20 protein-coding genes are annotated in these 23,714 nt (G+C 73.8%); 15 read left to right on the top strand and 5 right to left on the bottom strand.

The genetic code is table 11. The features are described 5' to 3' along the window. The first annotated feature begins 47 nt into the window (after positions 1–47). The 3 genes from DEH69_RS06480 to DEH69_RS06490 all read left to right on the top strand — a co-directional run bounded on the left by DEH69_RS06480 (position 48) and on the right by DEH69_RS06490 (position 3,850). Positions 48–1,502, top strand: coding sequence for an alpha-amylase family glycosyl hydrolase (locus DEH69_RS06480; protein ID WP_258534487.1), 1,455 nt, complete (start codon positions 48–50; stop codon positions 1,500–1,502). Further along, the gene (locus tag DEH69_RS06485) at positions 1,499–2,695 is read left to right on the top strand and encodes a hypothetical protein (protein WP_258534488.1); all 1,197 of its coding nucleotides are present in this window, start codon (positions 1,499–1,501) and stop codon (positions 2,693–2,695) included. The genes DEH69_RS06480 and DEH69_RS06485 overlap by 4 nt, the downstream gene beginning before the upstream one ends. An 84-nt stretch (positions 2,696–2,779) precedes the next feature. Continuing rightward, positions 2,780–3,850 (top strand): GTP-binding protein, encoded by a 1,071-nt coding sequence (locus tag DEH69_RS06490; protein ID WP_113685914.1) that lies wholly within the window; start codon positions 2,780–2,782, stop codon positions 3,848–3,850. 48 nt (positions 3,851–3,898) lie between these two features. Here the strand turns inward: DEH69_RS06490 and DEH69_RS06495 are convergent, their stop codons facing one another. Next, a complete protein-coding gene (locus DEH69_RS06495; RefSeq protein WP_113685915.1) occupies positions 3,899–6,361 on the bottom strand; it encodes a DNA topoisomerase (ATP-hydrolyzing) subunit A in 2,463 nt (820 codons plus the stop codon). A 146-nt stretch (positions 6,362–6,507) separates the two neighbouring features. Here DEH69_RS06495 and DEH69_RS06500 point away from each other — a divergent pair, with 146 nt between their 5' ends. The 3 genes from DEH69_RS06500 (at position 6,508) to DEH69_RS06510 (ending at position 10,169) form a co-directional block, all read left to right on the top strand. Then, complete coding sequence (locus tag DEH69_RS06500; RefSeq protein ID WP_113685916.1) at positions 6,508–7,875, top strand: pitrilysin family protein; 1,368 nt, start codon at positions 6,508–6,510, stop codon at positions 7,873–7,875. Further along, positions 7,872–9,260, top strand: a complete 1,389-nt coding sequence (locus DEH69_RS06505) for a pitrilysin family protein (RefSeq protein WP_113685917.1) — start codon at positions 7,872–7,874, stop codon at positions 9,258–9,260. Before DEH69_RS06500 ends, DEH69_RS06505 begins: the two co-directional genes overlap by 4 nt. Before the next feature lie 231 nt (positions 9,261–9,491). Continuing rightward, the gene (locus tag DEH69_RS06510) at positions 9,492–10,169 is read left to right on the top strand and encodes a GntR family transcriptional regulator (RefSeq protein WP_113685918.1); all 678 of its coding nucleotides are present in this window, start codon (positions 9,492–9,494) and stop codon (positions 10,167–10,169) included. Between the two features lie 104 nt (positions 10,170–10,273). Here DEH69_RS06510 and DEH69_RS06515 read toward each other — a convergent pair whose 3' ends face one another. Next, entirely contained in the window at positions 10,274–10,564 is a 291-nt protein-coding gene (locus tag DEH69_RS06515; protein ID WP_113685919.1) for an HPr family phosphocarrier protein, read from the bottom strand. 98 nt (positions 10,565–10,662) lie between these two features. Between DEH69_RS06515 and DEH69_RS06520 the strand changes: the two genes are divergently transcribed. From DEH69_RS06520 to DEH69_RS06530, 4 genes are read left to right on the top strand one after another with little or no spacing between them, the layout of a single operon-like run. After that, positions 10,663–13,365 (top strand): bifunctional GNAT family N-acetyltransferase/acetate--CoA ligase family protein, encoded by a 2,703-nt coding sequence (locus DEH69_RS06520; RefSeq protein ID WP_113685920.1) that lies wholly within the window; start codon positions 10,663–10,665, stop codon positions 13,363–13,365. Between the two features lie 47 nt (positions 13,366–13,412). After that, on the top strand, positions 13,413–14,000 hold the full coding sequence (locus tag DEH69_RS31980) for a DUF5998 family protein (protein ID WP_220131202.1): 588 nt from the start codon (positions 13,413–13,415) through the stop codon (positions 13,998–14,000). Next, positions 13,997–15,220, top strand: coding sequence for an alkaline phosphatase family protein (locus DEH69_RS06525; protein WP_220131203.1), 1,224 nt, complete (start codon positions 13,997–13,999; stop codon positions 15,218–15,220). Before DEH69_RS31980 ends, DEH69_RS06525 begins: the two co-directional genes overlap by 4 nt. A gap of 16 nt (positions 15,221–15,236) precedes the next feature. Then, positions 15,237–15,911: a thymidine kinase gene (locus tag DEH69_RS06530; protein ID WP_113685921.1), complete on the top strand. Its 675-nt coding sequence runs from the start codon at positions 15,237–15,239 to the stop codon at positions 15,909–15,911. 50 nt (positions 15,912–15,961) lie between these two features. Here the strand turns inward: DEH69_RS06530 and DEH69_RS06535 are convergent, their stop codons facing one another. Then, a complete protein-coding gene (locus DEH69_RS06535; protein WP_258534489.1) occupies positions 15,962–16,696 on the bottom strand; it encodes a VOC family protein in 735 nt (244 codons plus the stop codon). A 141-nt stretch (positions 16,697–16,837) separates the two neighbouring features. Between DEH69_RS06535 and DEH69_RS06540 the strand changes: the two genes are divergently transcribed. After that, a complete protein-coding gene (locus DEH69_RS06540) occupies positions 16,838–17,677 on the top strand; it encodes a sulfurtransferase (RefSeq protein ID WP_113685923.1) in 840 nt (279 codons plus the stop codon). A gap of 4 nt (positions 17,678–17,681) precedes the next feature. On the opposite strand, the gene sepH is transcribed toward DEH69_RS06540, so the two are convergent. Then, positions 17,682–18,686, bottom strand: a complete 1,005-nt coding sequence (gene sepH / locus DEH69_RS06545; protein ID WP_113685924.1) for a septation protein SepH — start codon at positions 18,684–18,686, stop codon at positions 17,682–17,684. Between the two features lie 525 nt (positions 18,687–19,211). On the opposite strand from sepH, the gene DEH69_RS06550 reads away from it, so the two are divergent. Together DEH69_RS06550 and DEH69_RS06555 are read left to right on the top strand one after the other, a co-directional pair. Next, positions 19,212–20,339, top strand: coding sequence for a ferrochelatase (locus DEH69_RS06550; RefSeq protein ID WP_113685925.1), 1,128 nt, complete (start codon positions 19,212–19,214; stop codon positions 20,337–20,339). A 40-nt stretch (positions 20,340–20,379) separates the two neighbouring features. Then, a complete protein-coding gene (locus DEH69_RS06555; RefSeq protein ID WP_113685926.1) occupies positions 20,380–21,216 on the top strand; it encodes an inositol monophosphatase family protein in 837 nt (278 codons plus the stop codon). Between the two features lie 90 nt (positions 21,217–21,306). Here the strand turns inward: DEH69_RS06555 and DEH69_RS31325 are convergent, their stop codons facing one another. Further along, complete coding sequence (locus tag DEH69_RS31325) at positions 21,307–21,468, bottom strand: hypothetical protein (protein WP_181727297.1); 162 nt, start codon at positions 21,466–21,468, stop codon at positions 21,307–21,309. Between the two features lie 299 nt (positions 21,469–21,767). Between DEH69_RS31325 and DEH69_RS06560 the strand changes: the two genes are divergently transcribed. Together DEH69_RS06560 and DEH69_RS06565 are read left to right on the top strand one after the other, a co-directional pair. Continuing rightward, positions 21,768–22,421 (top strand): response regulator transcription factor, encoded by a 654-nt coding sequence (locus DEH69_RS06560; protein ID WP_113685927.1) that lies wholly within the window; start codon positions 21,768–21,770, stop codon positions 22,419–22,421. 60 nt (positions 22,422–22,481) lie between these two features. Beyond that, positions 22,482–23,708 (top strand): HAMP domain-containing sensor histidine kinase, encoded by a 1,227-nt coding sequence (locus tag DEH69_RS06565; RefSeq protein ID WP_258534490.1) that lies wholly within the window; start codon positions 22,482–22,484, stop codon positions 23,706–23,708. The last annotated feature ends 6 nt before the right edge of the window (positions 23,709–23,714 follow it).

Consider the following 23,714-nt stretch of genomic DNA (forward strand, 5'->3'; position numbering starts at 1 on the left):
CCGCTGTCACCCCTGCCCCTGGCGACGGCCGCCCGGTGGTCGGTGTGATGGGTGCATTCGACTCCCCCGAGACGGCCGAGCCGCTCACGAACCTCCGGGCCATGCGCTGGGAGGACGACTCCATGGGCAGCGAGCAGCTGCGCAACTGCGAGGCCCTGATGATCCAGATGGGCGCGGATCAGCTCGGCATGTACCTCGCCACCCCCGAGCAGCCCGACCTCAGCTGGGCCCACCCGCGCGTCCGCCAGGAGCACGAGGACATCCTCCGCTTCTGGTTCGACCGCGGCGCCGCGGGCATCCGCATCGACTCCGCCGCCCTGCTCGCCAAGGCCCCCGACCTGCCGGACTTCGAGCCAGGGCGCGACCCGCACCCCTATGTGGACCGCGACGAGCTGCACGACATCTACCGCTCGTGGCGCTCCGTCGCCGACGCCTATGACGGCGTGCTCATCGGCGAGCTGTGGCTCCCCGACGTCAAGCGGTTCGCGCGGTATCTGCGCCCCGACGAGCTGCACACGGCGTTCAACGTCGACTTCCTCTCCCGCCCCTGGGCGCCCGACGAGCTGCGCGCCTCCATCGACGCCACGCTCGCCGCGCACGCCGGGGCCGGCGCCCCCGCCACGTGGGTGCTCTGCAACCACGACGTAACCCGCACCGTCACGCGCTACGGCCGCGCCGAGACGGGCTTCGCGTTCGCCGCCAAGCGCTTCGGCACCCCCACCGACCTGGCCCTCGGCACGCGCAGGGCCAGGGCCGCGGCCCTGCTCACCCTCGCCCTGCCCGGCGCCGTCTACCTCTACCAGGGCGAGGATCTCGGCCTGGTAGAGGCCCAGATCCCCCGCGACCGCATCACCGACCCCATGCACCGCAGGTCGGGCGGTATCGACCCGGGCCGCGACGGATGCCGCGTTCCGCTGCCCTGGGAGGGCGAGCGGCCCCCTTACGGATTCGGCGGGCGCGACACATGGCTGCCCCGGCCCACCGACTGGGCGCCGTACACCGCGGCGCGGCAGGAGAACGACCCCGACTCCATGCTCAGCCTCTACCGCACCGCCCTGCGGCTGCGGCGCGGCTGGGCCGACCCCGGCAGCCAGGCGCTGACCTGGCTCGAGGGCGAGCCGGGGCTGCTCGCCTTCGCCCGCGCCGACGGGCTGATCTGCGCCGTCAACCTGGCGGATGAGCCCGTTCCGCTCCCCGCCCACACAGCCGTCCTGCTCAGCAGCGGTCCGCTGGACGACGCGGCCCTGCTGCCCGCGGACACGGCGGCCTGGCTGCGGGGCTGCCCCGCGCCCAGGGCGCCACCCACCCCCACCCCCCACGGAAGGGAATGTCATGACCGCACCACAAGCAGCGCGGCGGTCGCGTCCGCGCCTGCGTGCGGCGCTCACCGCCGGAGCGTGCGCGGCCGTCCGCCGCGACCGCCGACGTCTCCCCACGGGCCGGCGCCGATCTGCCTTTTGTCTCGCAGGAGGCGGAGGACGCCGAGCACAACGGCACCGTGATCGGTCCCGATCACACCCAGGGCACCGTCGCCTCCGAGGCGTCGGGCCGCCGGGCGGTGCGGATCGCCTCCGGCCAGCACGTGGAGTTCACGCTCCACGCGCCCGCCAACGCGATCACCGTCGTCTACAACCTCCCTGACGGCGCCTCCGGCACCCTGTCGGTGTACGCGGGCGGGCAGAAGCTCGACCGGCGCCTCGACGTCACCTCCCGGTACGCCTACTTCGACGCCCCGTGGATCGCCGGGTCGAAGACGCACCACTTCTTCAACCACGGCCGCCTGCTCCTCGGCCGGGACCTCGCCGCGGGGGACACCGTCACGCTCCAGGTGGACCCGAAAGACACCGCGGGCGAGCACACGATCGACTCGGTCGACTTCGAGCAGGTGGCCGCGCCCGCCTCGCCGCCGCCGGGCGCGCTCGACGTCACCGCGCTCGGCGCCGACCCCAGCGGCCAGGCGGACTCCACCCAGGCGTTCCTCCAGCCGTTCTTCCCCCTCTCCGGCACCATCACCGTGGACGGCAACACGCTTGTGCGCACCGGGGCCATGAACCCCAACGGGAACCACCCCATGTCCGCGCTGCGCGTCGACCCCTACAACCGCCCGATCGAGGCGGACGTCCGCATCACGAACACGACGGTGCTCGACAGCCCGTGGAGCGCGTTCCAGTTCGTCTCGGGCAGCGGCGCCGGGCTCGCGGCCGACAACGTGACGATCGACGGCGCCACCGTGCGGAACGTCGGCACCGTCGTCCTCCAGGCCGAGACCACGGGATCCGCCACCATCAGCGACGTGACCGCCACGGGCGTCGGCGTGACCGGCGTCTCCAACTGCCCCTATCCGACCGGCATCGCCCCGATGCGGCTCGACGACGGCGGCGGGAACTCCGGCTGGGACGGCGAGTGGACCGACTGCTCGACCTGGCCCCAGCCCGGCGACACCTCAGGCGAGCCCGACCCCGACCGCGACCTCGCGGCGGACAGGCCCGTCCTCGGCGCGCCGACCGAGGTGGGCCGCGTGGGTCCGAAGCTGCCCCCGCCCGCCGCCTGGGAGACCCGCTCGCCGACCCTCACGATCCGCGGCGGCGACCAGCCGGGATCCCTGACCGACCTGGTCGCCTCGCGGCCCTGCACCTTCGACCCCGCGCGCGGCAGCGAGGTCACCGGGACCCCGCCGGGCTCCACCGAAGTGTGACGCCGGACCCCAGGGGTGGCATCCCCCGGCGAAGCGCCTCTCCGGCGCCGCCGGGGGATGCGCGTGCGGCGTATCGTTCGACGCATGCATGGCATCAACGGCCGGGGCGCGCACGGCCGCAGGATCCCGGTCATCGTGCTGGCGGGCTTCCTCGGCGCGGGCAAGACCACGCTCCTCAACCACCTGCTGCGCAACCGCTCAGGCGTCCGCATCGGCGCCGTCGTCAACGACTTCGGGTCCATCCCCGTCGACGCCATGACCGTGGCGGGACAGGTCGACGCGATGGCCTCCTTCGGCAACGGCTGCCTGTGCTGCGCCGTGGACACCGAGGACCTGGACGCGGCCCTCGACCGGCTCGCCCACCCCGATGCCGCGATCGACCTGCTCGTGGTCGAGGCCAGCGGCCTCGCCGAGCCCCCCGCGCTGATCCGGATGATCCTCGCCAGCGAGAACGAGCGCATCGTCTACGGCGGCCTCGTCCTGGTCGTGGACGCCGCCGAGCCCGCGGGCACGCGCCACCCCGGCGTCGCCGACCTGATCGTCCTCAACAAGACCGACCGCGTGGACGGGGCGACGCGGTCGGCCCTCGCCGCCGAGCTGCGGCGGCGCGGCGGCGGCGCCCCCGTCGTCGAGGCCGCGCACGGGCGCGTGGACCCCCGGCTGCTGTTCGACCCCGAGGCCGCGGGCGAGCTTGTGCAAGGGCCGCGCCAGCTGTCGTTCGCCGACCTCGACGAGGCCGCGACCGCGGACGACCACCCGCACACCCACTATGAGAGCGTGGCGTTCACGGCCGAAACGCCCCTCGCCCCAGGCCCCTTGACGCGCTTCTTCGAGGAGCGGCCGCCGGGCCTCTACCGCGTCAAGGGCTTTGTCCTGGTGGGCGCCGAGCGCTTCGCCGTCCATGCCGTGGGCCGCTTCCTGCGCTTCTACCCCGCCTCGCCCGAGGGGGGCACCGAGCTGGTCCTCATCGGCTCGGGCATCGACGCGGGGGCGCTGCGCAAGGAGCTCGACGCGTGCGTCGCCGCCCCCGGGGGCCGGGAGGGCGACGAAGAGGACCGCGCCGACTGGGCGTTTCTCAGGTATGTCGACCTTGGCGACCCGGTGGACCGGGCCGACCTGGCCGACCACGCCGAGACGGCCGACCCCGAGGGCTGACCGCGCCGCCCGCCGACCGGCCGCACCGGACCGGCCGCACCGGACCGGCTACACCGGGCCGCCGATCACCGCGACGGCCTTGGCGAGCGGCGTGCCCGAGCCGTCCCTGCGCGGGTCGGTCCCGGGCAGCGGCACCGGCGCGCCCGTCGCCGTCGCGGCCCGCGCGGGAGCCGCCCCTGCCCAGGCGAACGTCAGCCGGTCCTCGCCCTTGAGGAACCGCTGGCAGCGCACCCCGCCCGTCGCGCGCCCCTTGCGCGGATACTGCTCGAACGGCGTCAGCTTGGCCGTTCCCATCGAGTCGTCCAGCGTCCCGCTGCCCCCCGCCACCGTGAACACCAGGGCGTCCCGCGCCGGGTCGACGACCGTGAAGGAGATGACCGCGGCGCCATCCGCCAGCTTGACGCCCGCCATGCCCCCGGCGGGCCGCCCCTGCGGCCGCACCTGGCTCGCCTGGTAGCGCAGCAGCTGCGCGTCGCTCGTGATGAAGACCAGGTCCTCCTCGCCGGTGTGCAGCTCGGCGGCGCCCACGACGCGGTCGCCCTCCTTGAGGGTGATGACCTCCAACTCCTCCTTGTTCGACGGGTAGTCGGGCACCACCCGCTTGACCACGCCCTGCTGCGTGCCGATCGCGAGCCCCGGCGACGACTCGTCGAGCGACGTCAGGCACACCACCCGCTCGTCGGCCTCGAGCGAAAGGAACTCCGACACCGCGGCCCCGCCCGCCAGGCTCGGCGCCGAGGCGCGGCCCGGCAGCTGCGGCAGGTCCACCACCGCGAGCCGCAGCAGGCGGCCCGTGGACGTCACCGCGCCCACCTCACCCCTGGTCGTGGACGCCACCGCCGAGATCACCACGTCGTGCTTCCCGCGCGACGTGGACTGCGGCGTGTCCGTCGCGTCGAACGACGCCTCGCCGTCCGCCGTCCGCGCCAGCAGCCCCGTCGATGACATCAGCACGCGGCACGGGTCGTCCGAGACCTCGAGTGGCAGGGCCTCGGCGGGCGCGCCGTCGGACTCCATCAGGACCGTCCGGCGCGGCGTGCCGTACTTCTTGGCGACCTCGGCCAGCTCGCTCGACACCAGCTTCCGCAGCTCGGCGTCCGAGTCGAGGATCCGGGTCAGCTCCTCGATCTCGGCGGTCAGCCGGTCCCGTTCGGACTCGAGCTCGATCCGGTCGAACCTGGTCAGCCGCCGCAGCGGGGTGTCGAGGATGTACTGGGTCTGCACCTCGGAGAGCCCGAAGCGGGCGATCAGCCCCTCCTTGGCCTCCGCGGCGTTCTCGCTCGAACGGATGATCCTGATGACCTCGTCGATGTCGACGAGCGCCACCAGCAGGCCCTCGACCAGGTGCAGCCGGTCCCGCCGCTTGCCCCGCCTGAACTCGCTGCGCCGCCGCACCACATCGAACCTGTGGTCCACATAGACCTGGAGCAGCTCGCGCAGGCCGAGCGTCAGCGGCTGGCCGTCCACCAGCGCGACGTTGTTGATGCCGAAGGTCTCCTCCATCGGCGTCAGCTTGTACAGCTGGGCGAGGACGGCCTCGGGGTTGAAGCCGTTCTTCACCTCGATGACCAGGCGCAGCCCGTGCTCGCGGTCGGTCAGGTCCTTCACGTCGGCGATGCCTTGGAGGCGCTTGGCGTTGACCAGGTCCTTGATCTTGGCGATCACCTTCTCGGGGCCCACCGTGAATGGCAGCTCGGTGACCACGAGGCCACGGCGGCGGGCCGAGACCTTCTCCACCGTCACCTTCGCCCGCATCCTGAACGTGCCGCGCCCGCTGGCGTAGGCGTCGCGGATGCCGTCGAGGCCCACGATCTGCCCCCCCGTGGGGAGGTCGGGCCCCGGCACGAAGCGCATCAGCGTCGCCAGGTCGGCCGCGGGGTGCCGGATGAGGTGGCGGGCCGCGGCGATGACCTCGCTGAGGTTGTGCGGCGGCATGTTCGTCGCCATGCCGACCGCGATGCCGCTCGACCCGTTCACCAGGAGGTTCGGATAGGCGGCCGGCAGCGTGACCGGCTCGCGCTCGCTGCCGTCGTAGTTGGGCGCGAAGTCGACGGTGTCCTCGTCGATCGCGTCCACCATCAGCCCGGCCGCGGGCGCGGAGCGGCACTCGGTGTACCGCATGGCGGCGGGCGGGTCGTCGTTCCCCAACGAGCCGAAGTTCCCGTGGCCGTCCACCAGCGGCAGCCGCATCGAGAACGACTGGGCCATGCGCACCAGGGCGTCGTAGATGGCCGTGTCACCGTGCGGGTGCAGCTTGCCCATCACCTCGCCCACCACCCGGGCGCACTTCACATAGCCGCGGTCGGGCCGCAGCCCCATGTCGTGCATCTGGTACAGGATCCGCCGGTGCACCGGCTTCATCCCGTCCCGGGCGTCGGGCAGCGCCCGGGAGTAGATCACCGAGTAGGCGTACTCGAGGAAGGACCCCTGCATCTCGTCGACGACGTCGATGTCGAGGATGCGCTCCTCGAACTCCTCGGGAGGCGGGGACTGCGTGCTGCGGCGGGCCATCGCGGCAGGGCTCCTTCGTACGGGTGGACGGGTTACCGCGGACCATTGTGGCCCGCTCCACCGACAAGCGAGAACTTCGCACACCCCGGCTCACCTTGCATAAGGTGGCGGGGACTCCGACCGTCCGAGCGAAGGGACCCGACCCCATGGGCCACACGGCCATCCCGCAGGATTCCGTCGGCGGGCTTTCAGCGACCGAGCACCGCCTGGACAACGGACTGCGCGTCGTGCTGTCCGAGGACCATCTCACTCCCGTCGCCGCGGTCTGCCTCTGGTACGACGTCGGCTCGCGCCACGAGGTCCCGGGCCGCACCGGGCTGGCCCATCTCTTCGAGCACCTGATGTTCCAGGGCTCCGAACAGGTGCGCGGGAACGGCCACTTCGAGCTCGTCCAGGGAGCGGGCGGCTCGCTCAACGGCACCACCAGCTTCGAACGCACCAACTACTTCGAGACCATGCCCGCCCATCAGGTGGAGCTGGCCCTGTGGCTCGAGGCCGACCGGATGGGCACGCTGCTGAGCGCGCTGGACGAGGAGTCCCTGGAGAATCAGCGCGATGTCGTGAAGAACGAACGCCGCCAGCGCTACGACAACGTCCCCTACGGCACGGCGTTCGAGCGGCTGACCGCCAAGGTCCACCCCGAGGGCCACCCGTACCACCACGTCCCCATCGGCTCGATGGCCGACCTGGACGCCGCCTCGCTCGAGGACGCGCGGGAGTTCTTCCGCACCTACTACGCGCCCAACAACGCCGTGCTCGCCGTCGTGGGCGACATCGACCCCGAGCGGGTCCTCGCCTGGGTGGAGAAGTACTTCGGCTCGATCCCCTCCCACGAGGGCAAACTCCCCCCGCGCGACGGCTCGTTGCCCGACGTCATCGGCGAGGAGCTGCGCGAGGTGATCGAGGAGGACGTGCCCGCCCGCGCCCTGATGGCCGCCTACCGGCTGCCCCACGACGGAACGCGCGAGGCGGACGCCGCCGACCTCGCGCTCACCGTGCTCGGCGGCGGCGAGTCCTCCCGCCTGCACAACCGCCTGGTCCGCCGCGACCGCACCGCCGTGACCGCCGGGTTCGGCCTGCTGCGGCTTGCGGGGGCGCCGTCGATGGGCTGGCTCGACGTCAAGACCTCGGGCGACGCGACGGTCCCCGAGATCGAGGCTGCGGTGGACGAGGAGCTGGCGCGGTTCGCCGAGGAGGGCCCGACCCCCGAGGAGATGGAGCGCGCCCAGGCGCAGCTCGAGCGCGAGTGGCTGGACCGGCTCGCCACCGTGGGCGGCAGGGCGGACGAGCTGTGCCGCTTCGCCGTGCTCTTCGGCGACCCGCAGCTCGCGCTGACCGCCGTGCGGCGGATCATGGAGGTCACCCCCGACGAGGTGCGGGCCGTCGCCGCCGCCAGGCTGCGCCCCGACAACCGCGCCGTGCTGGTCTACGAGCCCACCGGGCCCACCGAGGAAGCGGACGCCGAGGCCGCCGAAGCAACCGACATCACCGACGCCGAAGGGGCTGACCAGTGACCGAGGCCAAGCCAGCCATCCAGCTCCACCCCCAGCCCACCGGGGGCGAGCCCACGCCCTGGGCGTTCCCCCGGCCCGAGCGGAGCGGCCTGCCCAACGGGATCACCGTGCTGCGCAGCCACCGCCCGGGGCAGCGGCTGATCGCCGTCGAGGTCAACATCACCGCGCCCCTTGCCGCCGAGCCCCAGGGCCAGGAGGGCGTCGCCACGATCATGGCCCGCGCGCTGAACGAGGGCACCGACAAGCACAGCGCCGAGGAGTTCGCGGCCGAGCTCGAGCGGTACGGTGCCACCCTCGACGCGCACGCCGACCACCCGGGCCTGCGGGTCTCGTTGGAGGTGCCCGCCTCCAGGCTCGGCAAGGCACTCGGCCTGCTGGCCGACGCGCTGCGCGCCCCCGCCTTCGCCGAGAGCGAAATCGAGCGGCTGGTCCGCAACCGGCTCGACGAGATCCCCCACGAGCTGGCCAATCCCGCCCGCCGCGCCGCCATGGCGCTCTACGCCTCGCTGTTCCCCGCCGACGCCCGGATCTCCCGGCCGAGGCAGGGCACGGCGGAGACGGTCGCGCGCATCGACGCCACGTCGGTGCGCGCCTTCTACGAGGCGCACATCAGGCCCTCGGGCACCACCGTCGTGGTGGTCGGCGACCTCACCGGCATCGACCTGGACGGCGAGCTCGGCCGCACCCTCGGCGCCTGGACCGGCAAGGCCGCCGAGCCGTTCGCCTGGACCCCGGTCACGGCGGACGACACAGGGCGCGTCATCATCGTGGACCGCCCCGGCTCGGTGCAGACCCAGCTCCTCATCGGCCGCACGGGCCCCGACCGGCACGACCCGGTCCACCCGGCCCGCCGCCTCGGCGTCTACTGCCTCGGCGGCACGATCACCTCGCGCCTCGACCGGGTGCTGCGCGAGGAGAAGGGCTACACCTACGGCATCAGGGCGTTCAGCCAGGTGCTGCTCTCCCGCGCCGACGGCACCGGGCTCTCGCTGCTCGGCATCCGCGGCTCGGTGGCCACCGAGGTGACAGGGCCTGCCCTGGCCGACCTGTGGAAGGTGCTGCGCGACCTCGCCGACGGCGGGCTCACCGAGGAGGAGCGCGACTCCGCCGCCCAGTACCTGGTGGGCGTGGCCCCGTTGAGCTTCGAGACCGCGTCCGCGGTGGCGGGGACGCTCGCGGACCAGGTGGAGGAGGAGCTGCCGGACGACTACCAGGCGACGCTCTACGCCAGGCTCGCCGAGACGGGCGCGGTCGAGGCGACGGCCGCGGTGGTCCGCGCGTTCCCCGCCGACCGCCTTGTGACGGTCCTCGTCGGGGACGCGGAGCAGATCGCCCAGCCGGTGCGGGAGCTCGGCATCGGCGAGGTGACGGTGCTCGACGGCTGACCCGGAGCGGCCACCCGCACCGCGGCCCCCGGCGTGCGCGCCGGGGGCCGCGGGCATTCGCGCGCTTCCCCGTGACCGGCCGCGCTTCATGCGCGCTTCGGCTCGAGGCCGAAAAACGCTTCGTTTTACCGGGGCGCTATCGGCATTCACGGAGTTGTGCCATACAGTTCCCCCCAGTGACCCGGTAGTAATGCGACAGGGCAGACGCCGGCTTGCCTTGGGGGTTTGTTGATGCGTATCTCCGCGCACACGGTATGCACGGCGATCCGTGACGACATTGTCGCCGGTGTCCTGCCGCCGGGCGCCAGGCTCGCCGAGGAGCAGTTGGCGCAGCGGTACGGCGTCTCCCGCGTCCCGGTGCGCGAGGCGCTGCGCACGCTCGAGTCGGAGGGCTTCGTCGTCTCGCGGCGGCACGCCGGGGCCTGTGTCGCGGAGTTGGGCGACCGCGAGGCGGCCGATCTGCTCGACATCAGGGCGCTGATCGAGCCGCTCGGCGCGGCCAGGGCGGCGCAGCGGCGCACCGAGGCGCACCTGAAGGTGCTGCGCGGCCTGGTGCGTCTCGGGCGTCAGCGCGCAGGCCAGGGGCAGGAGTCGGACCTGCGGTCGCTGGGCGACTGGTTCCACGAGACGGTCGCCCAGGCCACGTGCTCGCCCGGGCTGACGGCCCTGCTGATCCAGATCCGCCGCAAGATCACCTGGCTGTACACCGCGGAGCCCGTCTCGCGCGCCGTCGTCCTGTGGCAGGAGCGGGGCGCGTTGGTGGACGCCATCGCGCGCGGCGACGCCGAGCGCGCCCGCGCCCTGTCGGCGGCCCAGCTCGACCGCGCCACCCCCGCGCGGCGGCAGTTCAGGGCGGTCGCCGTGAGAAGCCCGAAACCTGCCGTAAACACAGTGCGCGGCCAGATTTAACAGCGACCGTATACACCTGGGAATGGCGCGCCCGAATTCCGTTCCGTGAATGGCGCGGCCGCCATTTCCGTGCCCGGAATTGGCGGCCTTGTCCGCACACACATTCACACGGTTTCCGGAAGCTCCTCAAGTCCTTCGGAAACGAGCTTCGCCAGCCGGTCGAGTGCCGCCTCGGCGGCCGCCGCGTCCTCCGCCCGAGAGGTCAGCGTGATCTCGTCGCCGCCCTCCGCGCCCAGGCTCAGCACCGCGAGCATGGAGGCGGCGTTCACCGCGGGGCCGTCCTTCCTCGCGATGGTCACCGGGACGCCGGTCGCCATGGCGGCGCGGACGAAGATCGAGGCGGGACGGGCGTGCAGCCCTTCTGCCCAGCCGATGGAGACGCGGCGCTCGGCCATGGTGGTGCCCTCCGGGGGTGAACAGGTGCGCGGATCGGCGTCCGGCGCGGAAGGCGTGGAGCCTCCCGAACGGACACGCACAACCGTACGCTGATGTCATGCGCGCGCCCGCCAAGACTCCCTACCCGGCGCACTGGGAGGCCGATGTGGTGCTGCGCGACGGCGGCACCGCCCACATCAGACCCATCACCCCCGACGACGCCGACCGGCTGGTCAGCTTCTACGAGCGCGTCTCCGACGAGTCCAAGTACTACCGCTTCTTCGCGCCCTACCCGCGCCTCTCCGACCGCGACGTCCACCGCTTCACCCACCACGACTACGTCGACCGCGTCGGCCTCGCCGCCACCGTGGGCGACGACTTCCTCGCCACCGTCCGCTACGACCGGGTGGACGAACGCGGCGCCGCGGCCTCGCCGCCCGCCGACCGCGCGGAGGTGGCGTTCCTCGTCGAGGACGCCCACCAGGGCCGGGGGCTCGCCTCCGCGCTGCTCGAACACATCGCCGCGGTCGCGGGGGAGCGCGGCATCCGCCGCTTCGAGGCCGAGGTGCTGCCCGCCAACTCCGCGATGATCAAGGTCTTCACCGACGCCGGATACGCCCAGCGCCGCAGCTTCGCCGACGGCTCGGTCCACCTCACCCTCGACCTCGAACCGACCGCCGAGTCCCTGGCCGTCATGCGCGCCAGGGAGCAGCGCGCCGAGGCCAGGTCGGTGCAGCGGCTGCTCGCCCCGCGCAGTGTCGCCGTCGTCGGGGTGAGCCGGGGCGCGGGAGGAGCGGGCCGGGGCGTGCTCGCCGGGCTGCGCGCGGGCGGGTTCACGGGGAGCCTGTACGCGGTCAACGCCGCGCTGCCCGCGGGAAGGAGCGAGCTTGGCGGCGTTCCGGCGTTCCGCTCCGTCGGCGCCATCGGCGCGCCCGTCGACCTGGCCGTGCTCGCCGTGCCCGCAGCCCGCGTGGCCGACGTGGTCGCCGACTGCGGCGAGCACGGGACGCAGGGCCTGGTGGTCCTCGCCGCGGGGCACTCGCGCGATGAGCAGCGCGAACTCGTGGCCCGCGCACGGGCGTACGGGATGCGGATCATCGGCCCCGACGCGTTCGGCGTGATCAATACCGCCCCCGCCGTGCGGCTCAACGCCAGCCCCGCGCCCCGGCTGCCGAGGGCGGGTCGGATCGGGCTGTTCACGCAGTCCGCCGCGATCGGCATCGCCGTCCTCGACGAGCTGGAACGCCGCGGCGCCGGGCTCTCCACGTTCCTGTCCGCCGGGAACCGCGCCGACCTGTCGGGCAACGACGCCCTCCAGTACTGGTACGAGGACCGGGACACCGATGTCGCCCTGATGTACCTCGAATCGGTCGGCAACCCCCGCAAGTTCACCCGCGTCGCCCGGCGCAGCGCCGCGGCGGGCAAGCCGGTCGTGGTGGTGCGCGGCGGGCGGCACAGCGGCGGGCTGCCGCCGCACGGCCACGCCGTCCCCGTGGGCAACGCGCCCGAGCCCACCGTCTCCGCGCTGCTCAGCCAGGCCGGGGTGATCGAGACCGACACCGCCGTCGAGCTGGTCGACACGGGCCTGCTCCTGGCCCACCAGCCGCTGCCCAGGGGGCCAAGGGTGGCCGTGGTCGGCCGGGCCGAGGCGCTGGCCCTCGTCGCGTACGACGCCTGCCGCGCCCAGGGCCTGAAGCCCCTGCCGCCCTCGCGCCCCGACGACCTCGGGCCCGCGCTCGAGGCCGCGCTCGCCGACCCCGGCACCGACGCGGTCGTCGTCACCGCGGTGCCCACGGTGGACGACGAGGCGGGGGACCCGGACGAGGGGGAGGTGGTGAGGGCCGTGGCCGACGCCGTCGGGCGGGCCGCCGGGGGCGGCAAGCCGGTGGTCGTCGCACACCTCGCCCTCGACCGCCTGGCCAGCGCGCTCAGCGCGCGGGGCGTGCCCGCCTACCCCTCGGCCGAACGCGCCGTCCGCGCGCTGGCGCACGCCGTCCGGCATGCCGCGTGGCGGGCCGACGCCGCCGAGCCCGGGCGCGTTCCCGCCTATGACGACATCGACGAGCCCGCCGCCGCCCGCGTGCTCGCCGACGCCACCCGCGCCGACCCTGGCGGGGCGGCGCCGGCCGTTGTCCTCGACGCCGACCGCACCCGCGAACTCCTCGCCGCCTACGGCATCGCCGTGCCCCCGACGCTGCCCGCCCCCGACCCCGACGCCGCGGTCGAGGCGGCGAGGCGGCTCGGCTACCCGGTCGCCCTCAAGCCCACCGCGGGCCGCCTCCGCCACCGCGCGGACCTCGGCGGCGTCCGCCTCGGACTGGCCACCGAGGGCGAACTCCGCAGGGCGCACGCCGAGCTGACGCGCCACCCCAGCGCGCAGAGCGCCCCCGGCGCACTCCGGCTCGTGGTGCAGGCGATGGTGCCCCGGGGCGTGGACACTGTGGCGCGCGCGACCGTGGATCCCGCCGTGGGCGCGCTGCTGTCGTTCGGCCTGGCGGGGGCGCCGTCCGAGCTGCTCGGCGACGTGGGCCACCGCCTGCTGCCCGTCACCGACCGGGACGCGGCCGAGCTGGTGCGTTCCATCGCCGCGGCCCCCATGCTGTTCGGCTGGCGCGGCGCTGAGCCGGTCGACACCGCCGCCCTCGAGGAGCTGCTGCTGCGCCTCGGCCGCCTCGTCGACGACCACCCCGAGATCGCCGAAGTCACCCTGGAACCCGTCGTCGTGGCCCCGCGCGGCGCCACCGCGCTGGCCGCGGCCGTGCACGTCGCGCCCCCGCCGCCGCGTGCGGACCTGGGCCCGCGCCGGCTGCCCGCCTACTGACGCCGAGCGGCCCTTCCGGGAACGGTGCCGCCCCGTAGGATGGGCGCATGGCGAAGACCGGTACGACGTCCCAGGGGCTGCGGGAGGCGATCGAGCGCAGCGGGTACTACCCGGCGCTGGTCGCCGAGGCGGTGGAGGCCGCCGTGGGACGGGAGCCCGTCGTCTCCTTCCTGGTCCACCAGGAGACGACGTTCGACAGCAACGAAGTGCGCCGTCACGCCACCGTCCTCGTGCTGACGGGCACCCGCTTCATCGTCAGCCACACCGACGAGCAGTCGGCGGACAGCTCCGCCCCCGCGCCGTACGCCACCACATCCACCGAGTCCGTCAAGCTCTCGCGGATCGCCTCCGTGGTGATCAGCCGCGTCGTGTCGGACCCCCAGTCGTACGCCCCCGGCACGCTTCCCAGGGAGGTCGTGCTGACCATCGGCTGGGGCGCCGTCTCGCGCATCGACATGGAGCCCGCGAGCTGCGGCGACCCCAACTGCGAGGCCGACCACGGCTACACCGGCTCGACCACGGCCGACGACCTGTCGCTGCGCATCAGCGAGGCGGGCGACGGCCCCGAGACGGTCCGTCAGACCCTCGAGTTCGCGCAGGCGCTCTCCGAGGCGACGGCGGTGGCCGGCAGGTGACGTTTCCCCCGCAGGGGAGTTCGGGGTTCTCCCCGTCCCAGGCCCACGACCCCGCGCCGCTCGATCCGCGCGAGGCGCCCGCGCCGAGGTACGGGTCGGGATCGCTCGCCGATGTCCTCCCGGCGGTGGCCGCCGGTCTCGGCGTCCCCGGTCTGAGCTCGGGCCTCGCGCTGCCGCCCGCCGATCGCGTCTGCGTCTTCCTCGTCGACGGCCTTGGCTGGGAGTCGCTGCGCGCGCACCCCGAGGCCGCCCCGTTCCTCACGTCCCTGCTGCCCACGTCCCGCGCCGGCGCCGGCGAGCCCATCACGTGCGGCTTCCCCGCGACCACCGCGACCTCCCTGGCCTCCGTCGGCACCGGCCTCGCCCCGCACGCCCACGGCCTGGTCGGCTACGCCGCGCTGGACCCCGCCACGGGGCGCCTGATGAACCAGCTGCGCTGGGACCCCTGGACCGAGCCCAGGCGCTGGCAGCCGCACCCCACGGTCTTCGAGCTCGCCCACGCCGCGGGCGTCGCCACCGCCCAGGTCTCCGCTCCCCACTTCGCCAGGACCCCGCTCACCCAGGTCGCGCTCACCGGCGGCACGTTCGTCGGCCGCCTCGATGCGGAGGAGCGCATGGACGTCGCCGCGCGCCGGCTCGCGGCCGCCGACCGTGCGCTGGTCTACACGTACTACTCCGAGGTGGACGGCACGGGCCACCGCACCGGCACCGGCTCCCCGGCCTGGCTCGCCGAGCTGCGCCACGTCGACCGCCTCGCCCAGCGCCTCGCGGAGCAGCTGCCGCCGCGCTCCGCCCTGTACATCACCGCCGATCACGGCATGGTGAACATCCCCGAGACCCCCGAGGCGCGGTTCGACTTCGACGAGGACTGGGAGCTGCGCGCTGGCGTGGCCCTCCTCGGTGGCGAGGGCCGCGCCCGCCACGTCTACGCGGTGCCGGGCGCCGCGGCCGACGTGCACGCCGTCTGGAGCGAGGTGCTGGCGGGGCAGGCGTTCGTGGTCACCCGCGACGAGGCGGTCGCCCTCGGCTGGTTCGGGCCGCCGGGCACCCCGCTCGAGGACCGCGTCCGCGACCGCGTCGGCGACGTCGTGGTGGCGATGACCGGCGTGGCCAGCGTGATCGCCAGCGTCAACGAGCCCAAGGAGTCGGCCCTCATCGGCATGCACGGATCCGTCACCCCCGCCGAGCAGCTCGTCCCGCTCCTCGAAGTACGCACCTGACCGGAGCTGATCGACAGTGGCCGAACTCGCCTTCTTCTCCGGCACGATGGACTGCGGCAAGAGCACTCTCGCCCTCCAGATGCGACACAACCGATCGGCCCGTGGCCTGATCGGACTGATCTTCACCAGGAACGACCGGGCAGGGGCCGGGCTGCTCTCCTCCCGCCTCGGCCTGGTGACCGACGCCATCGAGGCCGACGAGTTCTTCGACTTCCACGCCCATGTCGTCAAGTACCTGACGGCGGGCGGACGCGTCGACTACGTCATCGCGGACGAGGCGCAGTTCCTCTCGCCCGGCCAGGTGGACCAGCTCGCCAGGGTCGTCGACGACCTCGGCATCGACGTCATCGCGTTCGGGATCACCACCGACTTCAGGACCCGCCTCTTCCCCGGCTCCCAGCGGCTGATCGAGCTGGCCGACCGCGTCGAGGTGCTCCAGGTCGAGGCGTTGTGCTGGTGCGGCGCCAAGGCCACGCACAACGCCCGCACCGTCGGCGGGCGGATGGTCGTCGAGGGCGCGCAGGTCGTGGTGGGCGACGTGGGCCAGGGCAGCGCGGGCGGCGAGGGCGCCGAGATCGGGTACGAGGTGCTGTGCCGCCGCCACCACAGGCGCCGCCTCACGGCCGCCGCGGCGGGCGCTGGCCCGCTCTCCCAGGATGTGCTCCCCACCGACCCGGTGCCCGGCCGCTGACCGGCCCTCCTGGGCGGGAGCCGGTCAACGGCGTCGCGCGGTGGTGCCGTTCAGCCGCGCTTGGCCTCGCGGATGACCGCGAACGGCGCGCCCTCGGGGTCGGTCACCCGCGCCCACCGCCCGAATGGCGAGACCTGGGGCCCGGTCAGCTGGCGTCCACCGAGCCGCTTGACCTCCTCGACGGCCTCCTCCACGTCGGGCACCGAGAAGTACGTCAGCCAGTGCGCGCCCCGGTCGTGCGGCACCGCCTCGGCCACCCCGCGGATGCTGGCGACCGGGCGCTCACCGAGCCGCAGCGTCAGATAGTCGCTCTCCGGCGGCAACGCCTTCTCCGGCGCCGCCTCGTAGCCGAAGACCGTCGAGTAGAACGAGCTCACGGCCCGCGTCTCGAACGTGATCAGCTCGTTCCACACGGGAGCCCCCGCGGGCCCGGGGAACGGCCCCGAGCGCCGCTTGGGCCCGCCCTGCCACAGCCCGAACGCCGCGCCCCCCGGGTCGGCCGCGATCGCAAGCCGCCCCACGTGCTCCGCGTCGAGCGGCCCCACGGCGACCGTGCCGCCGCTCTCGCGGATGGTCGCCGCGGTCGCGTCGGCGTCCCGCGTCGCGATGTACGGCAGCCACGCGACCACGCGCCGCGCGCCCTCCGCGATCTCCCCGAGCCCCGCCACCGGGTGACCGTCCCGCAGCGCGCGCACATACGCCCCGAGCTGCTTCGGTCCCTCGTCGAACTCCCAGCCGAACAGCCCGTGGTAGAACTCCTGGCTCGCCGCCAGGTCATGCACCATCAGACTCACCCACCGGTGCGTCCCTGACATCGGCGGGCTCGCTGCTTCGGTCATTCTGTCTCTTCTCTCCTCGGGGTCCATCACGCCACTGCCGTTGCTCGCCCTCACGAGTCTCCCTCTCCCGACGGGGAGAATGGGCCCATGACTGCAATGATCCCGGCCCCCGAACTCGCCGTCGCACTCGGCCCCGGCACGCCCCCTTCCGAGCGCCCCGCGCTGCTCGACGTGCGCTGGCGGCTCGGGGGCCCACCGGGGCGCGGGGAGTACGCCGATGGGCACCTGCCGGGCGCCGTCTATGTGGACCTGGACACCGAGCTGGCCGCCCCGCCTGGACCTGCGGGGCGCCATCCGCTGCCCGACCCCGAGATCTTCGGCGCCGCGATGCGCCGCGCCGGGGTCTCCCACGGGCGCCCCGTGGTGGTCTACGACGGCGGGCAGGGCTGGGCCGCGGCGCGGGCCTGGTGGCTGCTGCGCTGGGCGGGGCACCCCCGGGTGCGCGTCCTCGACGGCGGACTCCCGGCGTGGCAGGGCGCGTTGACCACCGACGTGCCCGAGCCGTCCGAGGGCGACTTCGTGCCCGCGCCGGGCGCGCTCCCGGTGCTTGACGCCGCGGGGGCCGCGCGGCTGGCCAGGGAGGGCGTGCTGCTCGACGCCAGGGCGGGGGAGCGTTACCGGGGCGACGCGGAGCCCATCGACCCCGTCGCCGGGCACATCCCCGGCGCGCTGTCGGCGCCCACCACCGGGAATGTCACCCCCGACGGCCGCATGCGCCCGCCCGCCGAGCTTGCCGCACGGCACGCCGAGTGGGGCGCCGTCCCCGGCGCGCGGGTCGGCGTTTACTGCGGCTCGGGCGTCTCCGCGGCCCACGCGGTGCTGGCCCTGGGAGAGGCGGGCATCGACGCCGAGCTGTACCCGGGGTCGTGGAGCGAGTGGACCGCCGACCCCGGGCGCCCCGTCGCCACGGGCCCGGAGCCGGGCTGACCCGTCACTCCTTCTTCTTGCGCCGGGTGCCGAAGACGATCTCGTCCCAACTCGGCACCGCGGCGCGGCGGCCAGGGCGGACGCCGTCCGCCTCGGCCTGCCGGTCGGTGCTGCCGGTGAGCCGGTCGCGGTGGCCCCCGACCGAGCGCGGCATGAGCACGTCCGCATAGGTCGAGCCCGCCGAGGCAGCCGGGGCCGGCCCGCCGCGCGCCGGCGGCTCGTCACCCTCGGGCTCGTCGCCCGCGGCCAGCGCCGCGGGCTGCGGGCCCTGCTGCTCGGGCACCACGAGGTCGCCCCTGAAGCTGGGCACCGCCTCAAGCAGGCTCGTCAGCGAGTCCGCGTCGTTCTCGGGCGAGGAACGCGGCGCCACGGGCCGCTCGCCCTCGCGCGGCAGCCTGGCGATTCTGGGCACGAACGGGGTGCTCGGCTCGGGGGTGTCGTCCGTCTCGCCGAGCAGCGAGCGCGCCTCGTCGTCCACGGCCTGCACCAGGCGGCGCGGCGGGTCGTACGTCCAGCTCGCGGAGTGCGTCTCCCCGGCGACCCGGTAGACGAGCAGCACCTCCCACGTGCCGTCGTCCCGCCGCCATGAGTCCCAGCGCACCGCGTCCTTGTCCGCGCCGCGCAGCAGCAGCCGCTCGGCCACCGCGTCGCCGAGCTGCGGACCCGCCGTCTCGCCGGGGCGGCGCACCGGCGTCTTGCGCGCGCGCTCGGCCATGAACGCCCGCTCGGCCAGCACCGGTCCCTCGAAGCGCCGCACCCGCTCCACGGGGATCCCCGCGAACTGTGCGACCTCCTCGGCGGTCGCGCCGGCTCGTATGCGCGCCTGGATGTCGCGCGGACGCAGGTGGTTCTCCACCTCGATCTCGATCTGGCCCAGGCGCGCCCTGTCGTTCCGCACGGCGGCGCGCAGCCGCTCGTCGATGGGCAGGGTGTATTCCGTGTTGTCGGCAGCCTTGAGCACCAGGCGTGTGCCGTCATTGCTCACGGCCACGACACGCAGTTCGGGCACGAGGACCTCCCGGTGGTGCCTGCCGACGTCACCTACGTCGCTGCTCCCGCTAGACGAGTGTGACTTGCCCGGGCGCAGCCTGCCACAACCTTGCTGACTTGCCCGGCGTGTCGGGCCATGGTCTTGAACCGCTGTTGTGGCACAGTCACCACTTTGCCACGTGCGGTGACCGGCGCGGGCGACGTGCGCACCCCCGGACCGCCGCGGGCCAAGACCTGGGATTTCACATTACTCCATTGGGGCCAGCCGGGAAGGGCGCCGCGCCCCGGAAGTTTCCCCCCGTCAAGGGAGTTGACCCCTTGTTTCCCCACTCCCAAGGGTGACAAGGCTCACAGACGCGGCCAACCGGTGACAATCCCCGCACGCCTCACGCGATCCATGGCGCCTCCGTGCGCGAACTGTGCGCGAGGCGGCGAATGGCGGAACTTTGCGTGAAGATTGCGCGCGGGAACGGTCGGGGCGCCCCCATGGGCGGCGGGCGGTCCCTCGAGGGCGAGGAAGGCCCGGGTGGCAGGATGTGGGGACATGGACCGTGCCCCCGTTTCCGCTCCGTATGACGCCCTGCTGCTCCTGTCGTTCGGGGGGCCGGAAGGCCCCGACGACGTCATCCCCTTTCTGGAGAACGTCACCCGCGGGCGCGGCATCCCCCGCGAGCGGCTGGCCGCCGTCGGCGCGCACTACCACCTCTTCGGCGGCGTCAGCCCGATCAACGAGCAGAACCGCACGCTGCTCGCCGCGATCCGCGCCGACTTCGCCGAGCACGGCCTCGACCTCCCTGTCTACTGGGGCAACCGCAACTGGGCGCCCTATGTCACCGACACCTTCCGCGAGATGGCCGCCGACGGGCGCCGCCGCGTCCTCACGCTGGCCACCAGCGCCTACGCCTCCTACTCCGGGTGCCGCCAGTACCGCGAGGACCTGGCGGGCGCGCTGGCCGCCCTCGACGCCGAGGGTGTCCAGCCGCCGCGCGTGGACAAGCTCAGGCACTACTTCAACCACCCCGGCTTCCTCGACACCGTGACCGACGGCGTCGTCGCCGCCATCGAACGCCTGCCCGCCGGCGTGCGCGACGGCGCGCACCTGGCCTTTTGCACGCATTCCATCCCCGACGCCTCGGCCGACACCTCGGGCCCGCCATCGGGGCACGGCCCAGGCGGCGCCTATGTCGCCCAGCACCTGGACGCCGCCCGCGCGGTCGCCGAGGCCGTCGACCGCGCGACGGGCGCCACCCACCCGTGGCGGCTGGTCTACCAGTCCCGCAGCGGCGCCCCCTCGACCCCCTGGCTCGAGCCCGACATCAACGACCACATCGCCGCCCTGCGCGAGAACGGCGCGCCCGCCGTGGTGATGGTCCCGATCGGCTTCGTCTCGGACCACATGGAGGTCCGCTACGACCTCGACACCGAGGCCCTGGACACGGCCGAGAAGCTGGGCCTGCCCGCCGTCAGGTCCGCCACCGTCGGCGCCGACCCGCGCTTCGTGGCCGCGATCCGCGACCTCGTGCTGGAACGGGCCGCCACCGAGCGGGGCGAGACCCCGCGCCGCGCCGCCATCGGCGGCCTCGGGCCGAGCCACGACCTGTGCCCGATGGGCTGCTGCCCCGGCCGGGCGCGAAGGCCCGCCGCGGCGGGCGCCGACAGCCCCTACGCCTGATCCGCCGCCGTCGCGGCCCGCCACCGCAAGGAGCACCACCGTGTCCGAACGCCCCGCCGCCGATCTCGCGGCCGAGCTACTCGACCTCGCCCAGGAGGCCGCCACCCGCGCGGGCCGCCTGCTGCGCGACGGCCGCCCCGCCGACCTGGGCGTCATGGCCACCAAGTCGAGCCCCATCGACGTCGTCACCGAGATGGACCTGGCGGCCGAGAAGCTGATCACCGGCTTCCTCGCCGACCACCGCCCCCAGGACGGCTTCCTCGGCGAGGAGGGCGGCACCAGCGACGGCACGAGCGGCGTGCGCTGGATCATCGACCCGCTCGACGGCACCGTCAACTACCTCTACGGCCTGCCCCACTGGGCCGTCTCCATCGCGGCCGAGCACGAGGGCGAGGTGATCGCCGCCGTGGTGGCGGCCCCGATGCGCGGCGAGACCTACCGGGCCGTGCGCGGCGGCGGCGCCTGGCGGCTGACCCGGGGCGACGCGGGGGAGACGTCCGAGCCGCTGGTCCCGCGCCCCTCGCCGCCGCTCGACCAGGCGCTGATCGGCACCGGCTTCAACTACGTCGCGACCGTCCGCACCGCCCAGGCTGCCCTCGCGGCCCGGCTGATCCCGCGGCTGCGTGACATCCGCCGCTCCGGCTCGGCCGCCATCGACCTGTGCGACGTGGCGGGCGGCCGGCTCGACGGGTACTACGAACGCGGCCTCGCGCCCTGGGACCTGGCGGCGGGCGACCTCATCGCCAGGGAGGCGGGCGCCCTGACCGGCGGCCGCCCTGGGCGGCGCCCCGACCGCGACCTCACGGTCGCCGCGTCCCCCGGCGTCTTCGCGGCCCTCCAGCCGCTCCTCGACGAGCTCGGTGCCTGGCACGACTGACCCCCGCGCGTAGATCGCCTGATCGTGTGACCACGCGCACGGCGCCCCCCGGAGGATCCGGGGGGCGCCGTGTCGAAGGGTCTGACCGGCTCAGCCGACGTGGACGCCGTGCTCCGCGGCAAGTCGGCGCAGGTCGTCCAGCTCGGCCTGCTCCACATCCATCGTGAACACGTCTCCGGCCTCACGAGCGCGGTGCAGATCGGACTCGGTGCTTTCGATTCGCTTGAGAATTCCAGCGGTGAACGCGTCCAAGGTGCGCCCCCTCGTCTTCGATCGGCGGCACTGGGGGAGTGCCGTGGTGGGTGCGACCTCTGTGGTCCCTCCACGTGGGTCGGCAGCGCGTCGGCTTACCGCCTACAGAGGCGTGGTCGCGGGGTGTGTGGCTGTCCTCCCCGGTGCGCGTCGGCCGGAAACATCGCCCACCAGAAATTCGGGAGCCGTCCGCGTGCTCCTTCCCTTACTCCTGGTTTACGAGGGTGCGGTGCAGGATGGGTGTCGGGGGCGGCTGGCCGCCGCCCCCGCCAGCGTGTATGACGAGAGAGGGGCAGGACGTGCGCGTACTCGTCGTGGAGGACGAGCAGTTGCTCGCGGACGCCGTCGCCACCGGCCTCCGCCGACAGGCCATGGCCGTGGACGTGGTGTACGACGGCGCAGCGGCCACCGAGCGCGTCGACCTGAACGACTACGACGTGGTCGTCCTCGACCGCGACCTCCCCCTGCTCCACGGGGACGACGTCTGCCGGCACATCGTCGAGCAGGGCAAGGCGACGCGCGTGCTGATGCTCACCGCGTCGGGGGACGTCAGCGACCGCGTCGAGGGCCTGGAGATCGGCGCCGACGACTACCTGCCCAAGCCGTTCGCCTTCAGCGAGCTGATCGCCCGCGTGCGGGCCCTGAGCCGGCGGGCCACCCCGCCGCTGCCCCCGGTCCTGGAGCGCTCCGGCATCACCCTCGACCCCAATCGCCGCGAGGTGCGCAGGGACGGGCGAGAGATCAGCCTCGCGCCCAAGGAGTTCGCCGTGCTCGACGTCCTGATGCGCAGCGAGGGCGCCGTGGTCTCCGCCGAGCAGCTCCTGGAGAAGGCGTGGGACGAGAACGCCGACCCGTTCACCAACGTCGTGCGCGTCACCGTGATGACGCTGCGCCGCAAGCTGGGGGATCCTCCGGTGATCACCACCGTGCCGGGCGCGGGATACCGGATCTAGGCCATGGCCGCTTCCCCGCCGCCCTCTTCGCCCAGCCCACCGCCGGCGTCCCCGCCGCCGATGCCGCCCGCCCCGCCCAAGCCGCACTGGGACCCGCACGAGACCGAGCAGCCGAGGAGCTGGCTCCGGCCGACCATCCGCATCAGGCTCACCCTGCTGTACGGCGGGATGTTTCTGATCGCGGGCGTGGTGCTGCTGACGATCATCTATCTGCTGGCGGCCCAGGCGCTCGACCGGGGCACGGACACCCCCTTCCGGTTCAACAACCAGACGACCCAGGTCACCATCACATCCGACATCTGCCCTGCCCTGCCGAGCCCGGTGGACGCCTCGGACTTCGAGGCGTGGCTGGCCAAGTGCTCGGACACCCAGCGCGCCATCGCCCTCGACCAGCTGCTGCGCAGCTCGCTGCTCGCGCTGCTCGGCCTCGCGGTGGCGGCGTTCGCGTTCGGCTATGTGATGGCGGGCCGGGTCCTTTCGCCGCTCGGCAGGATCACCCGCACCGCGCGCCGGGTGGCCGGATCGGACCTGCACCGGCGGATCGAGCTCGACGGCCCCGACGACGAGCTGAAGGAGCTGGCCGACACCTTCGACGAGATGCTGGACCGGCTCGACCGGGCGTTCACCGCGCAGCAGCGCTTCGTGGCCAACGCCTCGCACGAGCTGCGCACGCCCCTGGCGATCAATCGCACGCTGCTCGAGGTGCAGCTCTCCGATCCCGAGGTCTCGCCCGAGGTCACCCAGCTCGGGAACACCCTGCTGGCGACGAACGAGCGCAGTGAGCAGCTGGTGGAGGGCCTGCTGCTGCTCGCCCGCAGCGAGAACGAGCTGGTGGACCGCAAGCCCGTCGACCTCTCCGAGGTCGCCGATCAGGCGGTCGAGCAGATCCGCGAGGAGGCCAGGCGCAGGGGCGTGGAGCTGGCGGGTGTCAGGCACCAGGTGTTCGTCCACGGGAACGGCGTGCTGCTCGAGCGCATCGCCCTCAACCTCGTGCAGAACGCCGTACGGTACAACGTGCCCGACGGCTGGGTGCGCGTCGATGTGGAGGCCGGGCCAGGGCAGGCGATGCTCGTGGTGGAGAATACCGGCCCGGTGGTCCCCGCCTATGAGGTCGATAACATGTTCGAGCCTTTCCGGAGGCTTCGGACGCAGCGCACGGGCAGCGACAAGGGTGTCGGTCTCGGCCTGTCCATCGTCAGGTCCGTGGCGAGGGCTCACGGTGGCTATGTCGTGGCCGAGCCCCGCGAGAGCGGCGGCCTCGTTATGCGCGTGGCCATTCCGGTCTGAGCGCGC

The sequence above is a fragment of the Streptomyces sp. PT12 genome (assembly GCF_003311645.1).
In the GTDB taxonomy this organism is placed as follows: domain Bacteria; phylum Actinomycetota; class Actinomycetes; order Streptomycetales; family Streptomycetaceae; genus Streptomyces.